Origin of the sequence: Pseudoalteromonas sp. US3C1013, assembly GCF_048401115.1 — a bacterium.
GTDB classification, from domain to species: Bacteria; Pseudomonadota; Gammaproteobacteria; order Enterobacterales; family Alteromonadaceae; genus Pseudoalteromonas; species Pseudoalteromonas undina.
The window spans coordinates 2615083-2637536 of the sequence record NZ_CP183075.1; the positions used below are offsets into that span (position 1 = coordinate 2615083).

The 22454-nt window shown below is 40.9% G+C and carries 22 protein-coding genes; 8 read left to right on the forward strand and 14 right to left on the reverse strand.

Annotated features, from left to right (window positions below; translation table 11 throughout):
- Positions 1 to 2: 2 nt before the first annotated feature.
- Both rarD and ACNSN2_RS12245 read right to left on the reverse strand, forming a co-directional pair.
- Positions 3 to 923 (reverse strand): EamA family transporter RarD, encoded by a 921-nt coding sequence (gene rarD / locus ACNSN2_RS12240; protein WP_008467760.1) that lies wholly within the window; start codon positions 921 to 923, stop codon positions 3 to 5.
- 51 nt (positions 924 to 974) lie between these two features.
- Positions 975 to 1430 carry a thioesterase family protein gene (locus ACNSN2_RS12245; protein ID WP_008467759.1) on the reverse strand — a complete coding sequence of 152 codons (456 nt, stop codon included), beginning with the start codon at positions 1428 to 1430 and terminating at the stop codon, positions 975 to 977.
- Positions 1431 to 1573: 143 nt separating this feature from the next.
- On the opposite strand from ACNSN2_RS12245, the gene recQ reads away from it, so the two are divergent.
- The 4 genes from recQ to ACNSN2_RS12265 all read left to right on the forward strand — a co-directional run bounded on the left by recQ (position 1574) and on the right by ACNSN2_RS12265 (position 6187).
- Entirely contained in the window at positions 1574 to 3397 is a 1824-nt protein-coding gene (gene recQ / locus ACNSN2_RS12250) for a DNA helicase RecQ (RefSeq protein WP_054201899.1), read from the forward strand.
- A gap of 7 nt (positions 3398 to 3404) precedes the next feature.
- Positions 3405 to 3689: a DUF3630 family protein gene (locus ACNSN2_RS12255; RefSeq protein WP_418607544.1), complete on the forward strand. Its 285-nt coding sequence runs from the start codon at positions 3405 to 3407 to the stop codon at positions 3687 to 3689.
- Between the two features lie 139 nt (positions 3690 to 3828).
- Positions 3829 to 5547: a POTRA domain-containing protein gene (locus ACNSN2_RS12260; protein WP_418607546.1), complete on the forward strand. Its 1719-nt coding sequence runs from the start codon at positions 3829 to 3831 to the stop codon at positions 5545 to 5547.
- 64 nt (positions 5548 to 5611) lie between these two features.
- Entirely contained in the window at positions 5612 to 6187 is a 576-nt protein-coding gene (locus ACNSN2_RS12265; RefSeq protein WP_010391553.1) for a mechanosensitive ion channel domain-containing protein, read from the forward strand.
- A gap of 67 nt (positions 6188 to 6254) precedes the next feature.
- Here the strand turns inward: ACNSN2_RS12265 and ACNSN2_RS12270 are convergent, their stop codons facing one another.
- From ACNSN2_RS12270 to ACNSN2_RS12280, 3 genes are all read right to left on the reverse strand, one after another.
- Positions 6255 to 7313 carry a succinylglutamate desuccinylase/aspartoacylase family protein gene (locus tag ACNSN2_RS12270; protein ID WP_055012533.1) on the reverse strand — a complete coding sequence of 353 codons (1059 nt, stop codon included), beginning with the start codon at positions 7311 to 7313 and terminating at the stop codon, positions 6255 to 6257.
- Positions 7300 to 8205: a 30S ribosomal protein S6--L-glutamate ligase gene (gene rimK / locus ACNSN2_RS12275; RefSeq protein ID WP_008467750.1), complete on the reverse strand. Its 906-nt coding sequence runs from the start codon at positions 8203 to 8205 to the stop codon at positions 7300 to 7302. Before rimK ends, ACNSN2_RS12270 begins: the two co-directional genes overlap by 14 nt.
- 66 nt (positions 8206 to 8271) lie before the next feature.
- A complete protein-coding gene (locus ACNSN2_RS12280) occupies positions 8272 to 8694 on the reverse strand; it encodes an ATP-dependent zinc protease (RefSeq protein WP_010391555.1) in 423 nt (140 codons plus the stop codon).
- 250 nt (positions 8695 to 8944) lie between these two features.
- Here ACNSN2_RS12280 and ACNSN2_RS12285 point away from each other — a divergent pair, with 250 nt between their 5' ends.
- The gene (locus tag ACNSN2_RS12285; protein ID WP_010391556.1) at positions 8945 to 9916 is read left to right on the forward strand and encodes a zinc transporter ZntB; all 972 of its coding nucleotides are present in this window, start codon (positions 8945 to 8947) and stop codon (positions 9914 to 9916) included.
- Between the two features lie 68 nt (positions 9917 to 9984).
- Here the strand turns inward: ACNSN2_RS12285 and rraB are convergent, their stop codons facing one another.
- From rraB to ACNSN2_RS12330, 9 genes are all read right to left on the reverse strand, one after another.
- Positions 9985 to 10320 (reverse strand): ribonuclease E inhibitor RraB, encoded by a 336-nt coding sequence (rraB, locus tag ACNSN2_RS12290; protein WP_008110603.1) that lies wholly within the window; start codon positions 10318 to 10320, stop codon positions 9985 to 9987.
- Positions 10320 to 11033 (reverse strand): 1-acylglycerol-3-phosphate O-acyltransferase, encoded by a 714-nt coding sequence (locus ACNSN2_RS12295; protein WP_010391558.1) that lies wholly within the window; start codon positions 11031 to 11033, stop codon positions 10320 to 10322. Before ACNSN2_RS12295 ends, rraB begins: the two co-directional genes overlap by 1 nt.
- 166 nt (positions 11034 to 11199) lie before the next feature.
- Positions 11200 to 13497, reverse strand: a complete 2298-nt coding sequence (gene parC, locus ACNSN2_RS12300) for a DNA topoisomerase IV subunit A (protein WP_418607549.1) — start codon at positions 13495 to 13497, stop codon at positions 11200 to 11202.
- A 10-nt stretch (positions 13498 to 13507) separates the two neighbouring features.
- On the reverse strand, positions 13508 to 14602 hold the full coding sequence (locus ACNSN2_RS12305) for a PQQ-dependent sugar dehydrogenase (protein ID WP_055012532.1): 1095 nt from the start codon (positions 14600 to 14602) through the stop codon (positions 13508 to 13510).
- A 32-nt stretch (positions 14603 to 14634) separates the two neighbouring features.
- Positions 14635 to 16524: a DNA topoisomerase IV subunit B gene (gene parE, locus ACNSN2_RS12310; protein WP_010391564.1), complete on the reverse strand. Its 1890-nt coding sequence runs from the start codon at positions 16522 to 16524 to the stop codon at positions 14635 to 14637.
- 20 nt (positions 16525 to 16544) lie between these two features.
- Complete coding sequence (locus ACNSN2_RS12315; RefSeq protein WP_010391565.1) at positions 16545 to 17108, reverse strand: YqiA/YcfP family alpha/beta fold hydrolase; 564 nt, start codon at positions 17106 to 17108, stop codon at positions 16545 to 16547.
- A complete protein-coding gene (locus ACNSN2_RS12320) occupies positions 17093 to 17878 on the reverse strand; it encodes a metallophosphoesterase (protein WP_418607551.1) in 786 nt (261 codons plus the stop codon). Before ACNSN2_RS12320 ends, ACNSN2_RS12315 begins: the two co-directional genes overlap by 16 nt.
- On the reverse strand, positions 17865 to 18323 hold the full coding sequence (locus ACNSN2_RS12325) for a DUF1249 domain-containing protein (RefSeq protein ID WP_055012529.1): 459 nt from the start codon (positions 18321 to 18323) through the stop codon (positions 17865 to 17867). The genes ACNSN2_RS12320 and ACNSN2_RS12325 overlap by 14 nt, the downstream gene beginning before the upstream one ends.
- Before the next feature lie 30 nt (positions 18324 to 18353).
- On the reverse strand, positions 18354 to 18980 hold the full coding sequence (locus tag ACNSN2_RS12330) for an NUDIX domain-containing protein (RefSeq protein WP_418607553.1): 627 nt from the start codon (positions 18978 to 18980) through the stop codon (positions 18354 to 18356).
- Positions 18981 to 19185: 205 nt separating this feature from the next.
- On the opposite strand from ACNSN2_RS12330, the gene tolC reads away from it, so the two are divergent.
- The 3 genes from tolC (at position 19186) to ACNSN2_RS12345 (ending at position 22450) form a co-directional block, all read left to right on the forward strand.
- Positions 19186 to 20544 (forward strand): outer membrane channel protein TolC, encoded by a 1359-nt coding sequence (tolC, locus tag ACNSN2_RS12335; protein ID WP_418607555.1) that lies wholly within the window; start codon positions 19186 to 19188, stop codon positions 20542 to 20544.
- Between the two features lie 372 nt (positions 20545 to 20916).
- The gene (lpxL, locus tag ACNSN2_RS12340; RefSeq protein ID WP_054201907.1) at positions 20917 to 21840 is read left to right on the forward strand and encodes an LpxL/LpxP family Kdo(2)-lipid IV(A) lauroyl/palmitoleoyl acyltransferase; all 924 of its coding nucleotides are present in this window, start codon (positions 20917 to 20919) and stop codon (positions 21838 to 21840) included.
- 37 nt (positions 21841 to 21877) lie between these two features.
- Complete coding sequence (locus ACNSN2_RS12345) at positions 21878 to 22450, forward strand: toxin co-regulated pilus biosynthesis Q family protein (protein WP_010391576.1); 573 nt, start codon at positions 21878 to 21880, stop codon at positions 22448 to 22450.
- Positions 22451 to 22454 lie beyond the last annotated feature (4 nt).

Below are 22454 nucleotides of genomic sequence, written 5' to 3' on the forward strand. Positions count from 1 at the left end.
TTTTAAACCACACCAGAGGCTACAATGGCCGCTTTTCTGCGTTTTCGCGATTGATGGTATGAGTCCCAACTAAAAATAGCCAATGCACTCCAAATACACGCAAAGGTAATTACGCGCTCAGCATCAAACACCTCACCATAAAATACCACCGCTAAAATAAACATTAGGCTAGGCCCTATATACTGAAAAAACCCTAACGTTGTATATTGCAAACGCTTAGCCGCGCCGGTAAAACACAGCAGTGGCAGCGTAGTTACTATGCCCGCGCTCACCAATAATACATTGGTTAGCCAATCATTCCCTGGTAAATTTGACGTTTCAGTCGGTACCATTAGCCACCAATAGGTAAGCGCCACGGGTAACAATATTAATGCCTCAATTAAAATCCCAGGCAGAGCATCAACTTGTAGCTTTTTACGTAATAGGCCATATAGTGCGAAAGATGTTGCTAATGAAAACGCTACCACGGGGAATGAGCCAAAACTAATTAGCTGTAACAACACGCCTGTAAAAGCTAAAGCAACAGCAGCACCTTGCAACTTACGTAATCGCTCGTTTAAAAACACCATACCAAGCAACACATTCAATAGAGGATTAATGTAGTAACCTAGGCTGGCATCCAACATGTGATTGTTATTGATGGCCCAAATAAACAATCCCCAGTTAAACCCTAGTAAGGTCGAGGTAACAACTAACATCAAAATAAGTTTAGGTTGGATTAAAATGCGTTTAATTTTATCCCAGTAGCTGAGCACACTCACCACCACAATAAGAAACACCACTGACCAAATAACACGGTGCATTAAAATTTCAAATGCTGACACATGTTGGATCATCTTAAAATAAATGGGTGCGAGGCCCCACATAAAAAAAGCGAGGCAGGCAAAAATAGCGCCCTTTCGCTGCTCGGTATCAATCGACATAGTAACCACTTGGTGATTTAAAAGGCCGTCAGTTTACCCCCCTCTCACTTTTTAGCCAACTAAATACGTGCCCGTTCCAAAAGCAATTTGTACTGACTGCTCATTGTGTAACTCCATTCGGCACACACATACTTTATTTCCTGAGCGAATCAGCTTAGCGCTAGCAATAAAAACCTCGCCTTTGCCTGGACGTAAATAGTCGGTGCGTAAATCTATAGTCCCCAGTGTGGCTAGCCTTTTATGTACACTGGGTAAATCTGCATCGTCTAGTTTTCCGATTACACTGGCAGCAGCAAGCATTCCACCGACATTATCAAGTACCGCCGAAATAACTCCGCCATGGAGAATTTTTTGCGCGGGGTTGCCTATTAATACATCTTGCCAAGGAAAGGAGATTTTAGCTTGTTCAGTACTAAGTGACTCCACCGCTATTTTTAAAAATTGGTTAAAAGGCATATTATTAACAAACAACGCCCCAACTTGTTCAATCAACATTTCTTTATTCATTATTATTCTCTATGTTTAAAGGTGGTACGATGAGTAAAGCACAACTTAAAGCTGTTGTAACCTCCTCGATTATCATTACCGATGTTTACACCAAATAATGAAAGCTAAAGACATCCTGATAAAAAACCACTAAAATAGCGCCGATGAATACACTAACTCCCTCTCCAAATACGCTGGTGCGTAAACCTGAAACTGTACTCAAACAAGTGTTTGGTTACAGCGAATTTCGCGACGGTCAAAGTGCAGTAATCGATGCTGCGATTAACGGCCAAGACTCGTTAGTATTATTGCCTACCGGTGGTGGTAAATCGGTGTGTTACCAAATACCCGCACTAGTATTAGAGGGGGTAACCATTGTTATCTCTCCGCTCATTTCTTTAATGCAAGATCAAGTAACTCAGTTGCAAGCTCTAGGCGTAAAAGCCGCTTATATAAATAACAGCTTAGCCCGTGAAGAACAGCAGTTAGTCTATCAGCAGTTGCATCAGGGGCTAATAAAATTACTTTATGTTGCCCCAGAGAAAGTACTACAAAGAGAATTTTTAGAGCGCTTATCGCATTTAAATGTCAGTTTGTTTGCTATTGATGAAGCACACTGTGTTTCTCATTGGGGACATGACTTTAGACCTCACTATTTTAGGTTAAATGAATTAAAGCAACGCTTTACACATGTACCTATGATGGCACTCACTGCCACCGCTGATAAAGCCACCCGCTTTGATATTGTTGAGCAACTCAAGCTACAGCAGCCTTATATTCATACCGGCAGCTTTGACCGCCCTAATATTCGTTACACCATAGAAGAGAAATTTAAACCTATGGTGCAATTACTGCGCTATTTGAAAGAGCAAAAAAATCAAAGTGGCATTATTTATTGCACCAGTCGAAAGCGGGTTGATGATATTGCTGAAAAGCTTGCCGATGCAGGCCTTAATGCGGCTGCTTATCATGCGGGAATGAGTAACGAACAGCGTCAATTTGTGCAAACCGGGTTTGCCCGCGACGATATTCAAATTGTGGTTGCCACCGTTGCCTTTGGTATGGGAATTAACAAGCCTAACGTACGTTTTGTATTACATTACGACATTCCAAAAAGTATTGAAGCGTATTATCAGGAAACCGGTCGCGCTGGACGTGATGGACTCGCTGCAGAAGCCATTATGTATTTTGACCCCGCTGATATAGGTCGGGTTAGACGCTTTTTTGAAGATATTGACGATGAACAACGCCGTCGTGTAGAAGAGCAGCGTTTTAATGCCATGGCCAGTTTTGCCGAAGCGCAGACTTGCAGACGTCAAATATTATTAAACTACTTTAGTGAATACCAACGAGAGCCGTGCGGTAACTGCGATATTTGCTTAAATCCACCAAAAAGCTTTGATGGCACACTGGTGGCCCAACAAGCTCTTTCGTGTGTGTATCGGGCACAGCAACGATTTGGTTTAGGTTACATTGTAGAGTTATTACGCGGCGCAAATACCAGCCGCATTCGTGATAACAACCATCATGAACTCAGCACCTATGGCATAGGTAAAGATAAAAGCAGTGAGTTTTGGCTCAGTATTTTACGCCAACTTATTCACCAAGGGCTACTAAGCCAAGATATAACCCAAGGCGCATCACTACGGCTTACCGAAGCTGCACGCGCTATTTTAAAGAGTGAGTATGCGCTACAACTGGCTGAACCACGCCTACAAGCTAAGCACGTTTATCAGGATAAATTAGCGCAGTTTAATTACGATAAAAAGTTATTTGCTCGCCTACGTGCATTACGTAAAGAATTAGCCGATGCCGATGACGTACCCCCTTATGTAGTATTTAACGATAAAACGCTGGCCGAAATGGCGCAGCTTATGCCTACCAACGACAGTGAATTTTTAAAAGTGTCGGGGGTTGGTTTTACTAAATTAAACAAATATGGCGGTGAGTTTTTAACCGCAATTCGACATTATCTAGCAACGCAATAAGCCCCTTATGACCGAACTTGAATACGATCACATACATCAATGCATTATTGTTAAACCAACAGAGTTGCCGCACGATGAAGACTTTGAGTTATGGGGAACGTTTTTTTTGCACAGCGATGAAATTAGCATTAGTGAATTTGCAGCTGGGGCTGATCGTCACCAACTGCGTTTTAACTATGCTAACCACACTTTTAATTTAAATTTTGAGCATTACAGTCAAAGTGTGTGGATTAACGGCGAAGGTCAAGATGCCGACAACCTATTGGCAGCGTTAACATTTTATTTAAGCTAAGGCCACGTCTATTTATCGCTAATACCTTATAATTGCTATAAAAAATAAACTAAATTGGCACTTTTACTTACATATTAATAACAATGATGTAAGCTAAGAGTAAGTGTTTTATTTTGCAAAATAGCGCTAAAGAGGGTCAATGCTAAATAGAAAATGGATTGCACGTAGTTGTTTTAGCTTTTCTATTTTGAGTATGTTTATGCTCAGCGTTTGCGCGCAAGAAACGCCACTAGCCCAAAGCTGCCAAAATGACGATTCATTGAAAACTTCTGAAATTAACTTGCGTCGACAAATCGAGTCTCAACCTCCATCGCTTACAACAAATAGTAACGCTAAAATTGCCTCAATTAATCTTAAACAACTTAATGTTTTTAATACCGAACTCGAAGCTGAAAACAACGCACTGTTTCGCTTTGCTAATCGTGCACATATACAAACTGAGCCTGAGGTTATTAAAAGCATTTTATTGTTTAAAGCGGGTGATACTTTTAATCAAAAAACCTTGGCTGAATCAGAGCGGCTACTGCGTAAACAAAACTATTTATATGACGCACAAATTGTTGCCAACGAAAACTGCGATGGCGATGTTGATGTAACCGTGGTGACTCGCGATTTGTGGACTTTGCTACCCGAGCTTAGCTTTAGCCGCAGTGGTGGCGAAAATAAATCAAGTATCGGCTTTCGCGAGTCTAACTTATTTGGTTGGGGCAAACGATTATCGTTTGCTCGCAAAACCGACAGTGATCGTAATGGCTATTTATTTGTTTACGATGATCCAAATATCCTATCAACACGCTACAGAGGTCGTATAGAGTATGCCGATAACAGTGACGGTAAAAGTCACTTAGTTGAGCTTACTTACCCATTTTACGCCATTGATACACCCTATAGTTATGGTGCCCTGAGTTACTCTACCCAGCGAGAAGAGGCCCTGTATCTTAGGGGCGATAAATTTAGTGAGTTTGAACAGACCACCGATCTAAATCAGGTATTTTTTGGTCACTCTAAAGCCCTTAGCCAAAACTGGACACAGCGCTTGAGCCTAGGTTATATCGATGAGCAACAAACATTTAAAAGCATCGATGAAACCACTGTGCCGCTAGCTGAAAATAGGCAGCTTAGTTATCCTTATGTAAGCGGCCACTGGTTTGAAGATAACTTTATAAAAGTGCGTAACTTTGACAGTATTTACCGTACCGAGGATTTAAATTTAGGTTGGAATATAAAAGCTACGCTGGGTTATTCTGATGAATCAATTAGTAACGACGATAGCCGCGCTATTTACTCGTTTAACTTTAACAAAGCACATTTTAGTGGTGATAATACGCTATGGCGCTTTCACGCAGATATTCAAGGTTATTGGAATAAAGAACAAAAACAGCTTGAAAACTTAATCACCACCAGCCAAATTCAATATTATTTAAATACCAGTATTGATCAGTCTTGGTATGTAAAAGCCAGGCTACAATACGCAAAAAACCTCACCAACGATAAGCAGCTCACTCTCGGGGGCGAAACCGGTTTACGCGGTTACCCTATTGAGTTTCAACATGGCGATCGGAGTTTTTTAGTCAGCTTAGAAAAGCGCTACTATTGGGAGTATGACTTACTACAACTGTTTAAAGTGGGAGGCGCAGCCTTTCTAGATGTAGGTCGCGCATGGTATAACAATGACTCGAATACCCTGTATCAAATTGAAAACACACCTGTACTTAAAAATGTTGGACTCGGTTTACGCCTTGCGCCAAGTCGCGCCAACGCGGGTACTATGATACACCTTGATATTGCCGCGCCACTAAATAAATATAACGATGTTGACTCTGTACAGTGGCTACTGAGCGTTAAAAATTCTTTTTAAATCACTACTGCGCACAAAGCTAACACGTTACACTTTGCGCCTATCATTATTGTGAGAATACGTTTTGGAATTAATCTCTCTTTTAGAGCTTGTGAGCACACAATATAAGCTAATCGTAACCGTGATTGCACTGTTGAGCTTTCCGTTATTGTTAAAGCTCACTAAAAAATTACTCGAAAAAGCCATTAGAGGTAAAATCGATTTACACAGAAAATACCGAGCAGAGTTACTATTAAAAATAATACTCGCCTTTGTTATGTTGTGTTTAGTTTTAGTTTTTTGGGGAATAGAGCTGCGTGGTTTATTAGTATTAGGCTCTTCCTTATTTGCCATGTTAGGCGTTGCGCTGTTTGCGGCTTGGTCATTATTGAGCAACTTAACTGCTTTTTTACTCATGTTTATACAAAATGACTGCCGTGTAGGCTATTGGGTTAGAATCGTGGATGGGGCCAATGCCATTGAAGGGCGCATTATTGAAATGGGGCTGATGAATGTATTACTCGAACACGTTGATGGACATAGAGTGATTTACCCTAATAATCTATTTGTTACCCGTCCCGTGTTAGTACTCAATACAGAGCCAAAACCAACAAAAGCGCCTAAAATTAAACGAATTATTGGCCCAAAGCCACGTAATTAAATAACAATATAAAAAAGCCGCTTCAGCTAATAAACTTAAGCGGCTTTTTTAATTCTTACGGGTGAAGTTAATTATTTAGCTCAGCTGTTTTCAGTTCATCATCTAAATCACTTATTTCACCAATAAAGCTTTCAAGCTGTTGCTCTACCAAACTATTTGAGTGAGCAAAGTAAGCAATATGAAACACAGCATCGCCTTCATTTACTAAAGGCATGGTTTGCTGACCAATAATAATGCCACTACGTGGAGCAAGCAATTCAAGCTCAGAATCGCCAAGCGGACTACTTATGTATGCCAGTATTTGCCCTTTAGTGACACGTTCACCTAACGATACTTGCGCTCTTACTATACCGTCAACCTCAGCTCGTACCCAACTTGTTGAACCTGCAATAACCGGCTCAGGTAGTTTTTTAGGGCGCTTACCACGCATCATTTTTAAATGACGCATAACATAATCAACCCCTTGTACACCCGCTGCAATCGCAATCGGGTCAAAGCGCAACGCTTCACCTGCTTCGTAGGTAATAACGGGTATACCCAAATTAGCCGCTTCACTGCGCAATGAGCCATTGCGTAACGACGCATCAATAACCGCAGGTGTGCCAAAAGCCTTAGCCATTTGCGCTGTAGCTTCATCGGCTAAATTAGCGCGTATTTGCGGTAAGTTAGTACGATGAATCGCACCCGTATGCAAATCTATAATATGCGTACAATGCACAGCGACTTGGTTAAAAAACATATACGCCATACGACCTGCTAACGAACCACGTTCAGAGCCAGGAAAACTTCGATTCATATCACGGCGATCGGGCAAGTAACGAGATTTATGAATAAAACCAAATACATTCACAATCGGCACCGCTATTAATGTGCCACGCAACTGGTTAGGATCGATCTTAGCCAGTAACTGGCGCACAACCTCAACCCCATTAAGCTCATCGCCATGTATTGCCGCACAGACCATCAATACAGGGCCTTCCATTACACCGTTAACCACTTCAATAGGAATATTAAGCGGTGAATGGGTATAAAGCTTTGCAGCTTCTAGTGCGAGTGTTTTACGTTCACCTACACCAATGCTTTCACCTAATAGGGTGAAAGGTCGGTTAATTTTAACCTTTGCCACGAGTTGCTGTTCCTTTCACTGAGGCCGTTTTTTCAATAAAGTCAATCACCATACCCGCAATATCTTTACCAGTTGCCACTTCAATCCCTTCTAGACCTGGCGATGAATTTACTTCCATAACCAAAGGGCCGCGAGATGAACGGAGTAAATCAACGCCAGCAACGTTTAAACCCATTGCTTTTGCTGCAGCAACCGCTGTTTTACGTTCTTCTGGGGTAATACGTACCAGTGTAGCGCTACCACCACGATGAAGATTAGAGCGGAACTCGCCCTCTTGTGCTTGGCGTTTCATCGCAGCAATCACTTTATCGCCCAATACAAAGCAACGAATGTCTGCACCACCGGCTTCTTTAATGTACTCTTGCACCATGATATTGGCTTTTAAACCCATGAATGCTTCAATAACACTTTCAGCTGCTTTACGTGTTTCAGCCAATACCACACCAATACCTTGAGTACCCTCAAGTAACTTAATAACGACCGGTGCGCCGCCTACCATTTCTAATAAATCTTTTACGTCATCGGGCTTGCTGGCAAAGCCTGTAACCGGCATACCCACACCTTTACGCGATAGTAACTGCAAAGAACGTAATTTATCGCGAGAGCGAGAAATAGCTACTGATTCATTAACAGGGAACACCCCCATCATTTCAAATTGGCGTAATACAGCACAACCATAAAATGTAACCGATGCACCAATACGTGGCACGATAGCGTCGAAATCTTTTAGGTTTTCACCACGATAATGAATTTCAGGTTGCTCTGAGTTTATGTTCATGTAAGAGCGTAACGCATCAATTACTTTCACTTCATGTCCACGCGCCTCAGCAGCTTCGATTAGGCGACGCGTTGAATATAATTTTTTGTTACGAGATAAAATACCAATTTTCATCATTAAAGCCTTAACTAAATGATGTTGAGCAAGCAGATATAATTATGTTTGCTACTCAACGAATTCTTATAATAAATGTGATAAAGCCGGATCAACGACTATGCGATTTTCCATTGCTGTGCGCCCTAACAACATTCTAAACTTCATAGACGCACGACTTGTTAATGTAATTTCTATTGGCCAACTAAATTCGCCGGCATGTAATGTAGTTTCAATAAAGTAACGCAATTCTTTTTGGCCACTAGAGCTGGTAACGTACTTCATCTTTTTAACTTTGGCATTGCAGGTAATTTGCGTTTGCTCGTCTTCTTGCAATGGTTGGGCTGTAAATTTAACCCATTTTTCGCCATCGACTTCGTATTCTTCAATATTAATTGCATGAATACAGGAAGTACGCGCACCAGTGTCTATTTTTGCTTTAATTTGCTCGATGCCTAGCTCGGGTAAACTTAACCACTCACGCCAACCAACTGTTATTTTTGTCGTCATAAATGTGCCCTTAGTAAAAAAAGTGTTTTATACGCTACAGCCAACAAAACACCAACAAAATAAATTCATCTACTCGATAAGCCGATTTGATTGACCTTTTAAGTTAACTCGTTTAACAATGCACCCCTAACGTATGCACTTAACCATAGGCTAAAAAACAATTTTTTGTTGATTAACTCTACAAAGTAAAGCTAAGTTAAATACATTACAGTCAACTGTATTAAAAATATACTATCTATGAGAAATTATTATGATCAATGGCTTACTTCATGCGCTTATTCTTGATGAACAAGGCGGGGCTCGCCCAATAGAAAACAGTAAACAGTTACACCAATGGCAACCTACTGATGGAAAGCTGTGGGTGCATATGGATTACAGTCAAAAAGAAGCCGTTGATTGGTTAAAAAACTGCGGCCAATTAAACGACTACGAACTTGAATCACTCACCGCAGATGAAACACGTCCTCGCATTACTCCTACAATGAATGGCCATATGCTGTTTTTACGTGGAATCAATTTAAACCCAGCGCAAAGCCCTGAAGACATGGTGTCTATTCGCCTATTTATTAATAAAGACGTGGTGATCACTACCCGTAAGCGCCGATTATTATCAGTGCAAGATATTCTAACCTCGTTAAATAATAATGAGGGGCCAAGCAGTATTTCTGAACTAGTGTGTAGCTTAGCGCAAAAGCTCACTTCACGTATGCAAACGGTAATAGATGAACTAGATGAAAGCTTAGATGATTTTGAAGAAGAAATTGATGAGCCTAGTAAAAAGTTTGATAACCAAGGCTTGTCGCAACTTCGCCGCCAAACAATCGCGCTAAAACGTTACTTAAAACCGCAAAAAGAAGCGCTCAGCAACATGGTTAATAATCATTACCCATGGCTGTTTGACGATGATAAAGCCAAGCTAAATGAAACCACCAATTTACTTATTCGCTATTTAGAAGAGCTCGATAGTTCAATAGAACGTGCACTCGTTATTCAGCAAACCATTACTAACCAAGTGTCTGAGCAATTAAATCAGCGTATGTATGTGATGTCTGTGGTGGCTGCTTTATTTTTACCACTGGGATTTTTAACTGGGTTATTGGGGGTCAATGTTGGCGGTATACCTGGCACAGATAGTCCCTATGCATTTACCGCATTTGTGGTGTTTTTGGTTGTTTTGACTGGTGGGATTGGTATTTACTTTAAAAATAAAAAGTGGCTGTAATTACAATACAGATCCAATAAGACACAAAAAAGGCGAACATAATTGTTCGCCTTTTGCATTGGTAACCCTTACTCTTGAAAGTAAGTGCCCCAACCGTCGTATTCTACGTCGCATTCAACCGCAAGCTGTGCAAGCTTATCAACGTCTTCCATTATAACGTCAACATCTAATTCGGCTTCAACAACAATGTCAAAACTCCAAATCTTTTCGCCGTCTTCAAGCTCAAGTTCTGCTGGCTCTTCTACATCGTAACCTAGTTTAAACGCAGCAAGTGCAGCTTGTTCTAACTTAGTAAAATCTTCACATACAAAGTGGTGCTCTACTTCATAAAGGATTTCCGGATCGGAACCATCTTCAAGTAATGAAGTTACGATGTCTTCACTTATTTCACGCCAGTTTTCCATTATTTCTCTCTCACTTGAGCATCTAATTCTGTTATTTTAGCAGCCATAATGCTGTGCACACTTTTAGCATGTTCACGGGCACTGATACTGTTATCAAGTGCTATGGGGGCTAACATTTCAATGTAAATTGTACCATTATCCCAGCGATTTAGTTTAATGGTTTTATCGGTTGTGTTCATACATACTGGCACAACAGGTACCTCTGCACTCATTGCTGTATGAAAAGCACCGGTTTTAAAAGGGAGTAAACCACGACCATAACTACGCGTCCCCTCAGGGAACATCCACACCGACAAGCCTTTTTGTTTTATTTTAGCCGCTGCTTTAGAAATAGTGCCTGCCGCTTTTGAGCGATTTGCTCTGTCGATTAAAATATTACCCGATAACCAATAAAGCTGACCAAAAAATGGGATCCACTTCAGGCTTTTTTTGCCAACACTCACACAATTTTTTGGCACCATAGCTGGAATAGTAAATAAATCATAGCTATTTTGGTGATTCGCTACATACACAGCGGGCCCCACCTTAAGCGCATCGGGATGATATTTTAGTTCTAATTTAACCCCAAGCATTTTAGCCATTGAGCCAAACCAACTTGCAATAACATGCACATTATTAGGATGAAATGGTCTAAATATTGATAACAACAAACCAAAAAAACAACTTAATAATATAAACAACAGCATTATTAAAATACGTATAACAGCTAGCAAGTGCGCCTCTCCAATATAACCACAATCATGTATTATTTTATTATAACGTTATTTTGTTACGCAGACGAGAAAATAGCGCACAAGCGTGCGCTGAAATAAAACAGTCATAAAAAAACGGCTTACCTGAGTAAGCCGTTTTCTAATTTTATCTAATTTGATCTCAAGATTAACTTGGCTCTGCGTCTGAGCTTGGCTCATCAACTTGTTGCGGTGTTAACTCTACCACAGCTTCATCTACGCGCTGTAAACCACGAGGTAACTTATTCCCTCTGCGGCCTCGCTCGCCATGGTAATGCTCAAGGTCGCTTGGTTTAAGGGTCAGCTTACGCTTACCTGCATGCAGCGTTACACTGCTGCCTTGCGGCACAACAGCTAATACTTTTACAAACTCTTCGCGGGCTTGTACTTTCGCACCCGGAATAGAAATAATTTTATTACCCTTACCTTTACCTAGCTTAGGTAGGTCACGCAGTGGGAATAACAACATCCGACCTTCGTTAGAAATCGCCATACAGTAGTCAGTAGCCACGTCGTTAACGCGAATTGGCGAAAGTAAGATACCACCTTTTGGCACACTCACTAACGCTTTACCGTTTTTGTTTTTGCTCACTAAATCTTTAAAGTCAGTAATAAAACCATAACCGGCGTCGGAGGCCATTAACAACACTTGAGCGTCCTCACCCATTACTACGTGCTCAAAGCTGGCGCCTGAGGTTAGATTAAAGCGCCCTGTCATTGGCTCGCCTTGGCTTCGCGCTGAAGGAAGACTATGAGCATCAGTGGCAAATGCACGCCCTGCTGAATCTAAAAATACCGCTGGTTGATTACTTTTACCTCTCGCTGATGCTCTATAACCATCACCAGCTCTGTAATTTAATCCTTCCACATCTAAGTCATGCCCCTTACCAACCCGTGCCCAGCCTTTATCTGATAGCACCACGGTGACTGACTCTGATGGTATTAAATCTTTTTCGCTCAGTGCTTTGGCTTCTACACGCTCAATCACAGGCGAGCGGCGATCATCACCATACATTTCTGCAGCTTCTTGAATTTCTTTTTTCAATAAGGTCGACATGCGACGGTCTGAGCCTAATGTTTGCTCTAATTTGTCACGCTCTTTTGCCAATTCGTCTTGCTCACCACGAATTTTAAACTCTTCAAGTTTTGCCAAATGGCGAAGTTTTAATTCTAAAATGGCTTCTGCTTGAATATCGGTTAAATCAAAGCGCTCCATCAATATTGGTTTAGGCTTATCTTCAGAGCGGATGATTTCTATAACTTCATCAATATTTAAAAAGGCAGCCAGTAAACCTTCTAAAATATGTAATCGAGCCAGTACTTTATCAAGTCGATATTGCAAGCGACGACGTACCGTTTCGCGTCTAAAGGTTAACCACTCTGTTAAAATACTACGTAAATCTTTAACCTGTGGACGACCATCTAAGCCGAGCATATTTAAATTTACGCGGTAATTTTTTTCAAGATCGGTGGTGGCAAATAAGTGCGCCATTAATGGCTCAGCTTTAATTCGATTTGAACGCGGCACAATCACAATACGGGTCGGGTTTTCATGATCAGATTCATCACGTAAATCGGCCACCATCGGCAACTTTTTAGCATTCATTTGCGCTGCAATTTGCTCAAGTACTTTTGCACCCGAACATTGATGCGGTAACGCAGTAATAACTATATCGCCCTGCTCTTCACAATACACAGCGCGCATTTTAATTGAGCCACGACCGGTTTTATAAATTTTGTGAATATCAGCTTTTGGAGTAATTATTTCAGCATCAGTTGGATAATCAGGCGCATGCACTAAATCCAATAACTCTTCGAGTTCTGTTTTTGGTTTATCAAGTAATAAACAACAGGCACTGGCTACTTCACGCACATTATGCGGCGGTATATCGGTTGCCATACCTACCGCAATACCGGTGACACCATTAAGTAATATATGCGGTAAGCGCGATGGCAATACTAATGGTTCATCCATGGTGCCGTCGAAGTTTGGCGTCCAATCAACAGTCCCTTGGCCTAACTCTTTAAGTAATACTTCAGAGAATTTAGATAAACGCGCTTCGGTATAACGCATTGCCGCAAACGACTTAGGATCGTCAGCTGCACCCCAGTTACCTTGACCATCAACTAACGGGTAGCGATAAGAAAACGGCTGCGCCATAAGTACCATGGCTTCATAACAGGCACTATCACCGTGAGGATGGTATTTACCTAATACATCACCCACGGTACGGGCTGATTTTTTGTATTTAGCACTTGCCGATAACCCCAGTTCACTCATCGCATAAATAATACGACGCTGAACGGGTTTTAAACCGTCACCAACGTGCGGTAAGGCACGATCCATGATCACGTACATTGAATAATTTAAATAGGCGTCTTCGGTAAAACGCCCCATTGTTTGCTGTTCAATTCCTTGCATTAGCAAGGTATCTGTATCACTCATTAAAGCTTACCTAGTTTTTCTTATAGCTTACGCGGTAAATTACGTTAGCGTAATCATCGCTTACCAATAGACTGCCATCATTTAATTGTGCAAATGCAACAGGGCGTCCAAATGTCGTTTCGTCTTGCATAAAGCCGGTGATCAGTGGCGTATATTTAGTTACTTTGGCATTTTCTATGGTTGCCACAGCCACTTTATAACCAACCTTTTTAGAGCGATTCCATGAACCATGCTCAGCAACAAATAACTGTTGTTTGTAGCTATCTGGGAACTGTTTGCCGGTATAAAAATGAATACCTAATGGCGCAACATGCGCCCCCAATGCCAATGCAGGTTGAGTGTAATCAGCAATATTTTTTCCTTCACCAAACTCAGGATCAACAATAACGCCACCATGCACGTATGGAAAACCAAAGTGCTCTTCTTCCTTAGTAATGCGGTTTAGCTCATCGGGTGGAATATCATCCCCCATCATGTCGCGGCCGTTATCGCTAAACCATAGCATTTGCGTACTAGGATGAAAGTCAAAACCCACCGTATTACGTACACCTTTGGCTAAAGTCGTTATTTCTTTGGTATCGGTATTTAACGAAAAAATACGGCCAAAGCGAGCATCTTCCTCACAAATATTACACGGTACGCCCACGGGAATTATCAGCTCGCCATTTGGTGCAAAGCGCAAAAACTTCCAACCATGGTGACGCTCTGACGGTAAATCGCTATAAAACACTTCATACTCAGGGTTTTTGAGGTGTTTATCGATATTTTTAAAACGGATAATACGGTGCACTTCACCAACATATAAGTCACCCCCTTTAATTGCTAAACCCGAGGGCATATTTAATCCCTCTGCAATCACTATTTTTTTATCTGCCACGCCATCGCTGTTATGGTCAATCAGTGCATACACATTGCCCGCTTTACGAGACCCTGCATACACAATACCTCGGCTTGATACTGCAATTTGCCGTGCATTTTCAACATCATCTGCAAATAAGCTGATTTCAAAACCCGGTGCAGCGGTCAGCTTGTCGAGTATATTTTTCGCCATCACTGGCGATGATATTAAGCCCAGTAACAACAGTGTGCTAAATAATTTATTCATTTGCCTCTCCTGTTTTAAAGCCCAAAGGCTTATTAAACTTGTGCCTTGTTACCATGATCCTCTAGCCATTGACGGCGATCTGATGAGCGCTTTTTAGCGAGTAGCATATCCATCATTTCCATTGTTTGCTGCTCTTCATCAAGAGTAAGCTGTACTAAACGACGAGTATTAGGGTCCATGGTTGTTTCACGCAATTGTAGCGGGTTCATTTCGCCCAAACCTTTAAAGCGTTGTACGTTTACTTTGCCACGTTTTTTTTCTGCTTCTATGCGCGCTAAGATACCGGTTTTTTCATCTTCATCCAGCGCGTAGTAAACATCTTTACCAATATCAATTCTAAATAACGGTGGCATAGCAACATACACATGGCCGGTTTTAACTAATTGTGGGAAATGGCGAACAAATAAGGCACACAGTAAGGTGGCAATATGCAGTCCATCGGAGTCAGCATCCGCTAATATACAAATTTTATTATAACGTAGTCCCGACATATCGGCTGAGTCTGGGTCTATACCTAGCGCAACTGAAATATCGTGCACTTCTTGAGAGGCCAAAATTTGCCCTGACTCAACCTCCCAAGTATTTAAAATTTTACCTCTTAACGGCATAATTGCTTGGAATTCACGATCTCGCGCTTGTTTAGCTGAGCCCCCTGCTGAGTCACCCTCTACTAAAAACAATTCTGTGCGGTCATTATCAGCAGCACTACAATCGGTCAGTTTGCCTGGTAATGCTGGGCCTGATGTAACTCGCTTACGTACTACTTTTTTAGCCGCACGTAAGCGACGCTGTGCATTTGAAATACATAGTTCAGAAAGTAGCTCTGCGGTGTCAGTATGCTCATTTAGCCATAAGCTAAAGGCATCTTTTACTACACCCGATACAAACGCAGCACATGAACGTGATGAGAGTTTTTCTTTGGTTTGCCCTGCAAATTGTGGGTCTTGCATTTTAACCGACAACACATAACTACAACGTTCCCAAATATCATCTGGGGTGAGCTTTACGCCACGTGGTAATAAATTTCTAAACTCACAAAATTCACGCATCGCCTCTAAAAGCCCTTGGCGCAGACCATTTACATGGGTGCCCCCTTGCGCGGTAGGAATTAAGTTTACATAACTTTCGGCTATCGACTCACCACCTTCAGGCATCCATACTACCGCCCAATCAGCGCCTTCAATAGAACTTGAAAACTCACCCACAAATGGGTCTTTAGGTAGTATTTCGTAACCTTTAACGGCTTCAATTAAGTAATCTTTTAAGCCTGTTTCATAAAACCACTCTTGGGTTTCTTTCGTTTGTTTATTTACAAACTTAATACGCAAACCTGGACATAAAACCGCTTTAGCTTTTAATAAGTGATTAAGCTTAGTCAAAGAAAAATTAGCAGAGTCAAAATAGCTGGTATCTGGCCAAAAACGTACCGTAGTACCAGTGTTGCGTTTACCCACAGAGCCAATAACATTTAAATCTTCAACTTTATCGCCATGCTCAAAAGCCATTCTAAATTGCTGCGCATCACGGCGAACCGTTACTTCCACGCGGGTAGATAGCGCATTAACAACCGAGATACCTACGCCATGCAAGCCACCAGAGAATTGATAGTTTTTGTTTGAAAACTTACCGCCGGCATGCAGCTTAGTAAATATTAACTCAACTCCTGGAATACCTTCTTCTGGGTGAATGTCAATTGGCATACCTCGGCCATCGTCACTCACCTCAAGCGAATTATCTTCATGTAAAATGACATCAATACGTGTTGCGTGCCCAGCCATTGCTTCATCAACACTGTTATCAATAACCTCTTGGCCTAAATGGTTTGGCCTTGTGGTATCTGTATACATGCCAGGGCGGCGTTTTACCGGCTCTAATCCATTAAGTACTTCAATGGCTTCGGCGTTATAATTTTGTTGAGTCATAGTTTTTATCTTTATATACGCTAATATCTGATTTTAAGAAAATCGACAATGCTTGAAAAAGCTCTCTCAAAGCCATTAAAGCTATGATCGCCGCCAAATTCAATTAACTGTTTACATTGTGAGTAATACTTTATTGCGTGCTGAAAATTTAACACTTCATCCCCTGTTTGCTGTAATAAATACAACAGCTCAGGGTGTTTTAACTCTGTCACCGTTAATGCTTTTAACGCATCTATATGACGAGATTGTAATTGGTAATTATAATCTTGATACGGATTATAATTAGGCCCAAGTATAGGCTCTAATAATGTATATGGGGCAACGGCAGGATTAATTACCACCGCAGGAATTTGATAACGCTGCGATAAATACGTGGCAAAAAAACCACCTAGCGAGCTGCCCAATAATACGGTATTCGGTGTTAATAGTTGTTCAAGCGCTATAATAGCCTCTACAGGCTCATGATTTAAACGCGGCACACAATAATCAACATCATAGTGTGCCATAAGCTCACCAAAGCGCACAGCTTTATATGATTTTTCAGAGCTATTAAAACCGTGAATATAAATTACTCGTTTAACCATACCACGTCCGAGTGTATATGCAGCTGTTGTTGCTCAGCATTTAAATACAGCATGCGATAAGCTGCCCCTTTATTTTCTTGCTGCCAAGTCGCACTGTGTTTACTAAATTGCACGCAGCTGGCTGGGGTAGCGTAAACATTGAGCCCTCTAAACTGCTGTTGATAGTCATTATGGACATGCCCATGAAACAGCGCATCAACGCGACCATTATTAACTAATAAATTTAATAGTTGCGGCCCATTTTCTAACATATGTTTATCTAGGTAGCCATCAATTGGCAATGGGTTGTGATGACAAAATGCAATGTGACGATTATTTGAATCAACTAAGCAAGCCATAATTTCATCTAAATGCGTGGCACTGACCCACCCTGCAGGCGTATTACCTTTAGAATTAATCAATATCAGTTCAATCCCTTGTGCCACTATATGTTTAGCGTGTTGTATTTGCCCACCACTTATTAAATTAAGCTGTTCAATCTCATCATGGTTACCAGGCACCCAAAATACCGGGCAATCAACGTCACTATTATGAATAAGTTCTGCAAATAATAAATACGAATTAAAGCTGTGATCTTGCGTTAGGTCACCACCAAATATCAACGCATCCGGCTGCTGCTTTGCTATATCAGCTAATGCCTTAACAAAATGTTCAGCGGTATTAACGCCAAAGTATTCAGCATCTTTATTACTAAAAAGGTGGCAATCAGTTAGATGTGCAATTCGAAGCGTAGTTTGTTCAAAATAATAGATGTCATCAAACCAAGCCATTATTTACATCCCAATTAAGTGTTGATTGACCTCTTTCAACACACGCTACCAACCAGTCATACAAAAAAGCATTTAACTGATATTTTTCATCTTTTTGATGCATTTTTGGGTTAGGGTAACCATAAGAAGGCTTAATTCGTTGGTGGTAGTCATGATGAACAATTTCAGCCACCTTCGCATCATTGTACAGACGTACCGTTAAATACAGCGGTGCAATGCCAACGAGCATGCCATTTAACTGTTTAATAGAAACATCAAGTGTGTACTTAGCACTATCATCTATGTGAATTGCAAATTCACTGTGCCCTAATTTAATTTCTCTTACATTGCCAATCACTTGCTCATGAGGCAGCAGTTTTAAAAGGCGTACGTAATTGTGCTCACAAAGCGTTAAATACTTTGGAAGGCTTTGAATGTATCGATTAGTGGTTAAAAGTGCTGTCAAAATACCGCCATTACTATTAAAAATTAAAAACTATGCCCACTTTTTACGTATCTTATCGCGATTTAGCGCTAACCATTGCAAGCAAATTACGGTAGCAGCATTATCTATTTCACCACTATTAAGTCGCTGTAGTGCTTCGTCTACGTGCATAATATGGGTTTTAATATCTTCACCTTCGGTTTCTAACCCATAAATGCCAGTACTTATTTGGCTTAAATCGGCGTGAGCTAAATATAAGAACAAACGCTCTGTAGTACCGCCGGGGCTTGAAAGGTAAGACAACATAAACTCAAGTTCTGTTAAATTAAGCCCCGCTTCTTCAAGCGCTTCTTTTTTAACAACCGCTTCGTAATCTTCACTGCCATCGGTCATACCCGCTATACATTCTAACAGCCAAGGCGTATGTTTGCTTTTAATTGCGCCAATTCGAATTTGTTCTATAAGCAATACTTGCTCAGTGACTGGATCATAAGGTAATACCGCGACCGCATCGCCACGCTCTAAAATTTCTCGACGAATAACCTCAGACTCTCCACCAGCAAACAGGGCATGCTGAAATTGATAAAGGTTTATTTTAAAAAAACCGTTATACAAATTTTCAACCGGTTTTAATCTCACATCATCATGGGTAAATTGAGTACGACTTTTATTCGCCATGTTTTTTATTTCCTTTTTGAAAGCGTAGATACATCAACGCCTTGATTGCCAGCCCTATTAAAACGCTAAATTGAGCGAATGAGGCGTGTTAGGTATATATTCTGTTACACTTGAGAACGTTGTTTTACTAATTTTTTTTTTAGTTATTAAGTAAAACAGGTTAACATGCCTGTAGTACAAAAATTGTCTAAGGACCGAACATCACATGAAAAAGAACATCCTTGCAGCACTGGTTAGTTTATCATGCGCATTGGGCTCAACCGTAGCCAATGCTGAAGATTTACTTCAAGTTTTTGAAATCGCAACAGCCAACGATCCTACCGTTTTAAAAGCAAAAGCCCAAGCTGATGCTCAATCATACCAAAGCGATCGCGCTATGAGCGCATTATTACCGCAAATTGGTTTGACTATGGGTTACACAAAGTCTGACTCAACTTCCTTCAGACAATCTGAAGATTTATCTTCTATTAATAAAATTAATTCTGAAAGCGACGAGTTTTCTCGTGGTATTAGCTTAAGCCAAACGTTATTTGATTTAGGCGCATGGAATTCATTAGGTATAGCCGACAAACAAGCACTTCAAGCAAGCGGCCAATACGACTTTGCCAAGCAAAACCTAATTGTTCGTGTTGCTGAGGGTTATTTTAACGTACTTAGCGCTATTGATAACCTTGAATTTGTACAAGCTGAAAAACGTGCCATTGAGCGCCAACTTGAACAAACTAAGCAGCGTTACGCTGTAGGTTTAACAGCTATTACCGATGTACATGAAGCACAAGCACAATTTGATAACTCAGTAGCGCAAGAGATCATTGCTAATAATGCGGTAGAAACAGCCCGTGAGCAGCTACGTGAGATCACTGGTAAGTACCACGCGAAGCTGGATATGTTAAACACCAAAACGTTTTCTACTGTTAAACCAAGTACGCCTGCAACTGATTTAGTTAAAATAGCTAAAGACAAAAATTTAAATCTGCAGGTATCAAAAATCACGGTTGATATAGCTAAAGAACAAATTGAACTCGCAAAAGCAGGTCATTATCCAAAACTAACGTTAAATGCTAGCTACGGCGACTCATTAACAGATAGCGAGTCAAATGGCGTTAGTTTTGACGATCAACCTCGTTCAGATTCAAGCTCTATTGGACTAAACTTTAGCGTACCACTTTACTCAGGTGGCGCAACGGTTGCTGCAACAGATCAAGCACGTGCATTTTACGTTGCTGCTAGCCAAGATTTTGAAACCGATTATCGTGCAGTAACTCGCTCTGTAATTACTTCTTACAATCAAGTGGTATCTGATATTGCAACATTTAAAGCGCTCGAACAAGCAGTTATCTCAGCTGAAAGTGCATTAAAAGCCACTGAAGCGGGTTTTGAGGTAGGTACACGTACTATCGTTGATGTACTAATTAGTACGCAAAACTTGTACGATGCAAAGCGTAATCTTGCCGATGTACGTTATCGTTATGTTGTATCAACGCTTCGCTTAAAACAAGCAACAGGAACATTGAGCCGTGAAGATTTAGTGGGTATAAACCAAGGTTTAAATACCGTTAACTAAGCAAACGACTTCATTATAAATAATCACTAAAGCCAGCTTTTTGCTGGCTTTTTGTATTTTTTAACACATAGCGTTAAACTAGGGTCTGTTGACCTTTCAAGGTTAAATTTGCAGCAGCCTGTTTGGTATTAAGGCAAGGCAGAGCTTATGTGGTGTGGTTATTCCCCATTAATAGGCGATAACGCCGCATTAATGCCAAACAGGCGCTGCCCGAAGGGTTCTGCCTAGGGGCAATTAACTCTTTGTTGCTCGGTTTTTACTTAGCCCACTAGGTTACAAACCTCGCGCCGCGATTAAATTGCCCCTAGTTTGAACAAATATTAATCCGCAAAGGTCAACAGACCCTAGCCTTTTATTTTTAGAGAAATTTTTGTGGTTAACTCATCCCCTTTTAAAGCCTCTTTTTTAGGTCCTCGTTATTGGCTAACCTGGATTGGTGTTTTGTTTTTATATCTCATTTCTTGGTTACCGCAAAAACTACAATTAGCTATGGGTAAGCAGCTAGGACGCTTGGTTCATAAATATATGAAGCGTAGAAGGCATATTGCTGAGGTTAATATTAAACGCTGTTTCCCCACAATGAGCGAAACCGAGCAACAACAGCTGGTACTTAAAAATATGGAAAATACCGGTATTGCGATGGTTGAAACCGGCATGGCTTGGTGGTGGCCACAGTGGCGGGTCAAAAAAGTACTCGGGTCAATAAAAGGGCTTGAGCATTTTGAGCGCGTACAACAATCAGGAAAAGGCGTTTTATTACTTGTTCCACATATACTGCATCTTGAAATGACAAGTCGTGTAATGGGATTGAAGTGCCAAGGTATTGGCTTTTACCGCCCGCATAACAATCCGCTTATGGAATACTTTACCACCAATGGACGTCTTCGCTCTAATGAATACATGGTTGGAAAAAAAGACGTAAAAGGATTATTAAAATCATTAAAAAATAAAAAACTGTGTTATTACTTACCCGATCAGGATTATGGCCGTAACCGCTGTGAGTTTGTGCCTTTTTACGCAGTACCCGATACAGCAACCACCACTGGTACACTAATGTTTGCAGGTAGTAAAAACTGCGAAACAATGAGCTTAATTGCTTATAGGGATAACAACGGAAAGTACCACTTAGAAATCGTGCCTGAGCTTGAAAACTTCCCAAGCGGCGATGATAAAGCCGATGTAACACGTGTTAATCAGCGCATGGAACAATCAATAAATGCCGCCCCTGAACAATATATGTGGTTGCATAGACGTTTTAAAACACGACCCGATAAAGACGCCCCCTCTTTCTATTAAAGATGGGTTATTAAAATAACAAAGATGAGTAACAGCCATGTGGTTTTGGATTAGATATATACTTTTAGCTTTATTGTTAATTGGTGCAGCCATTTACTTTCTACTAAATGGTTCGTCGTCACTCAATTATCAACAAACCACTAACGCTGCGGCTGAAGGGTTATCGCGGTTTTATGCATCAATCCGAGATAGAATTTCTGTCAATAAAGACAATGACAAATTTGTAATTGAACTCGAAAAACCCGATCTTAGCCTCGACAGAGCGCTAAACCAGCGTTCTTTTGTAGTAGAGCCTATGCCTTTAAATTGGAGTGGAGAAGTAGGCCCGCGTCGCTTCCAACGTGACTCAACCTTGCGTACCGTACTAACCCAATATGCTAATAACGAAGGTATTACTTTAATGTGGTACTTAGACAAAGATTACGTTGTTAAGGATCACTTTCGAATAGATAGCAGTTTTAACTCCGCTTTATACCGCGTTAGCCGCTCTATAAATGATGATTTTTCAAATGAAGTGTATGCGTTTTTCTGCCCTAAACAACGCGCAGCGGTTATTACCGAGCTGCCGTCTGAATTTGTACGTACAAACTGTTTAAAACTAAGCAATTAACTGC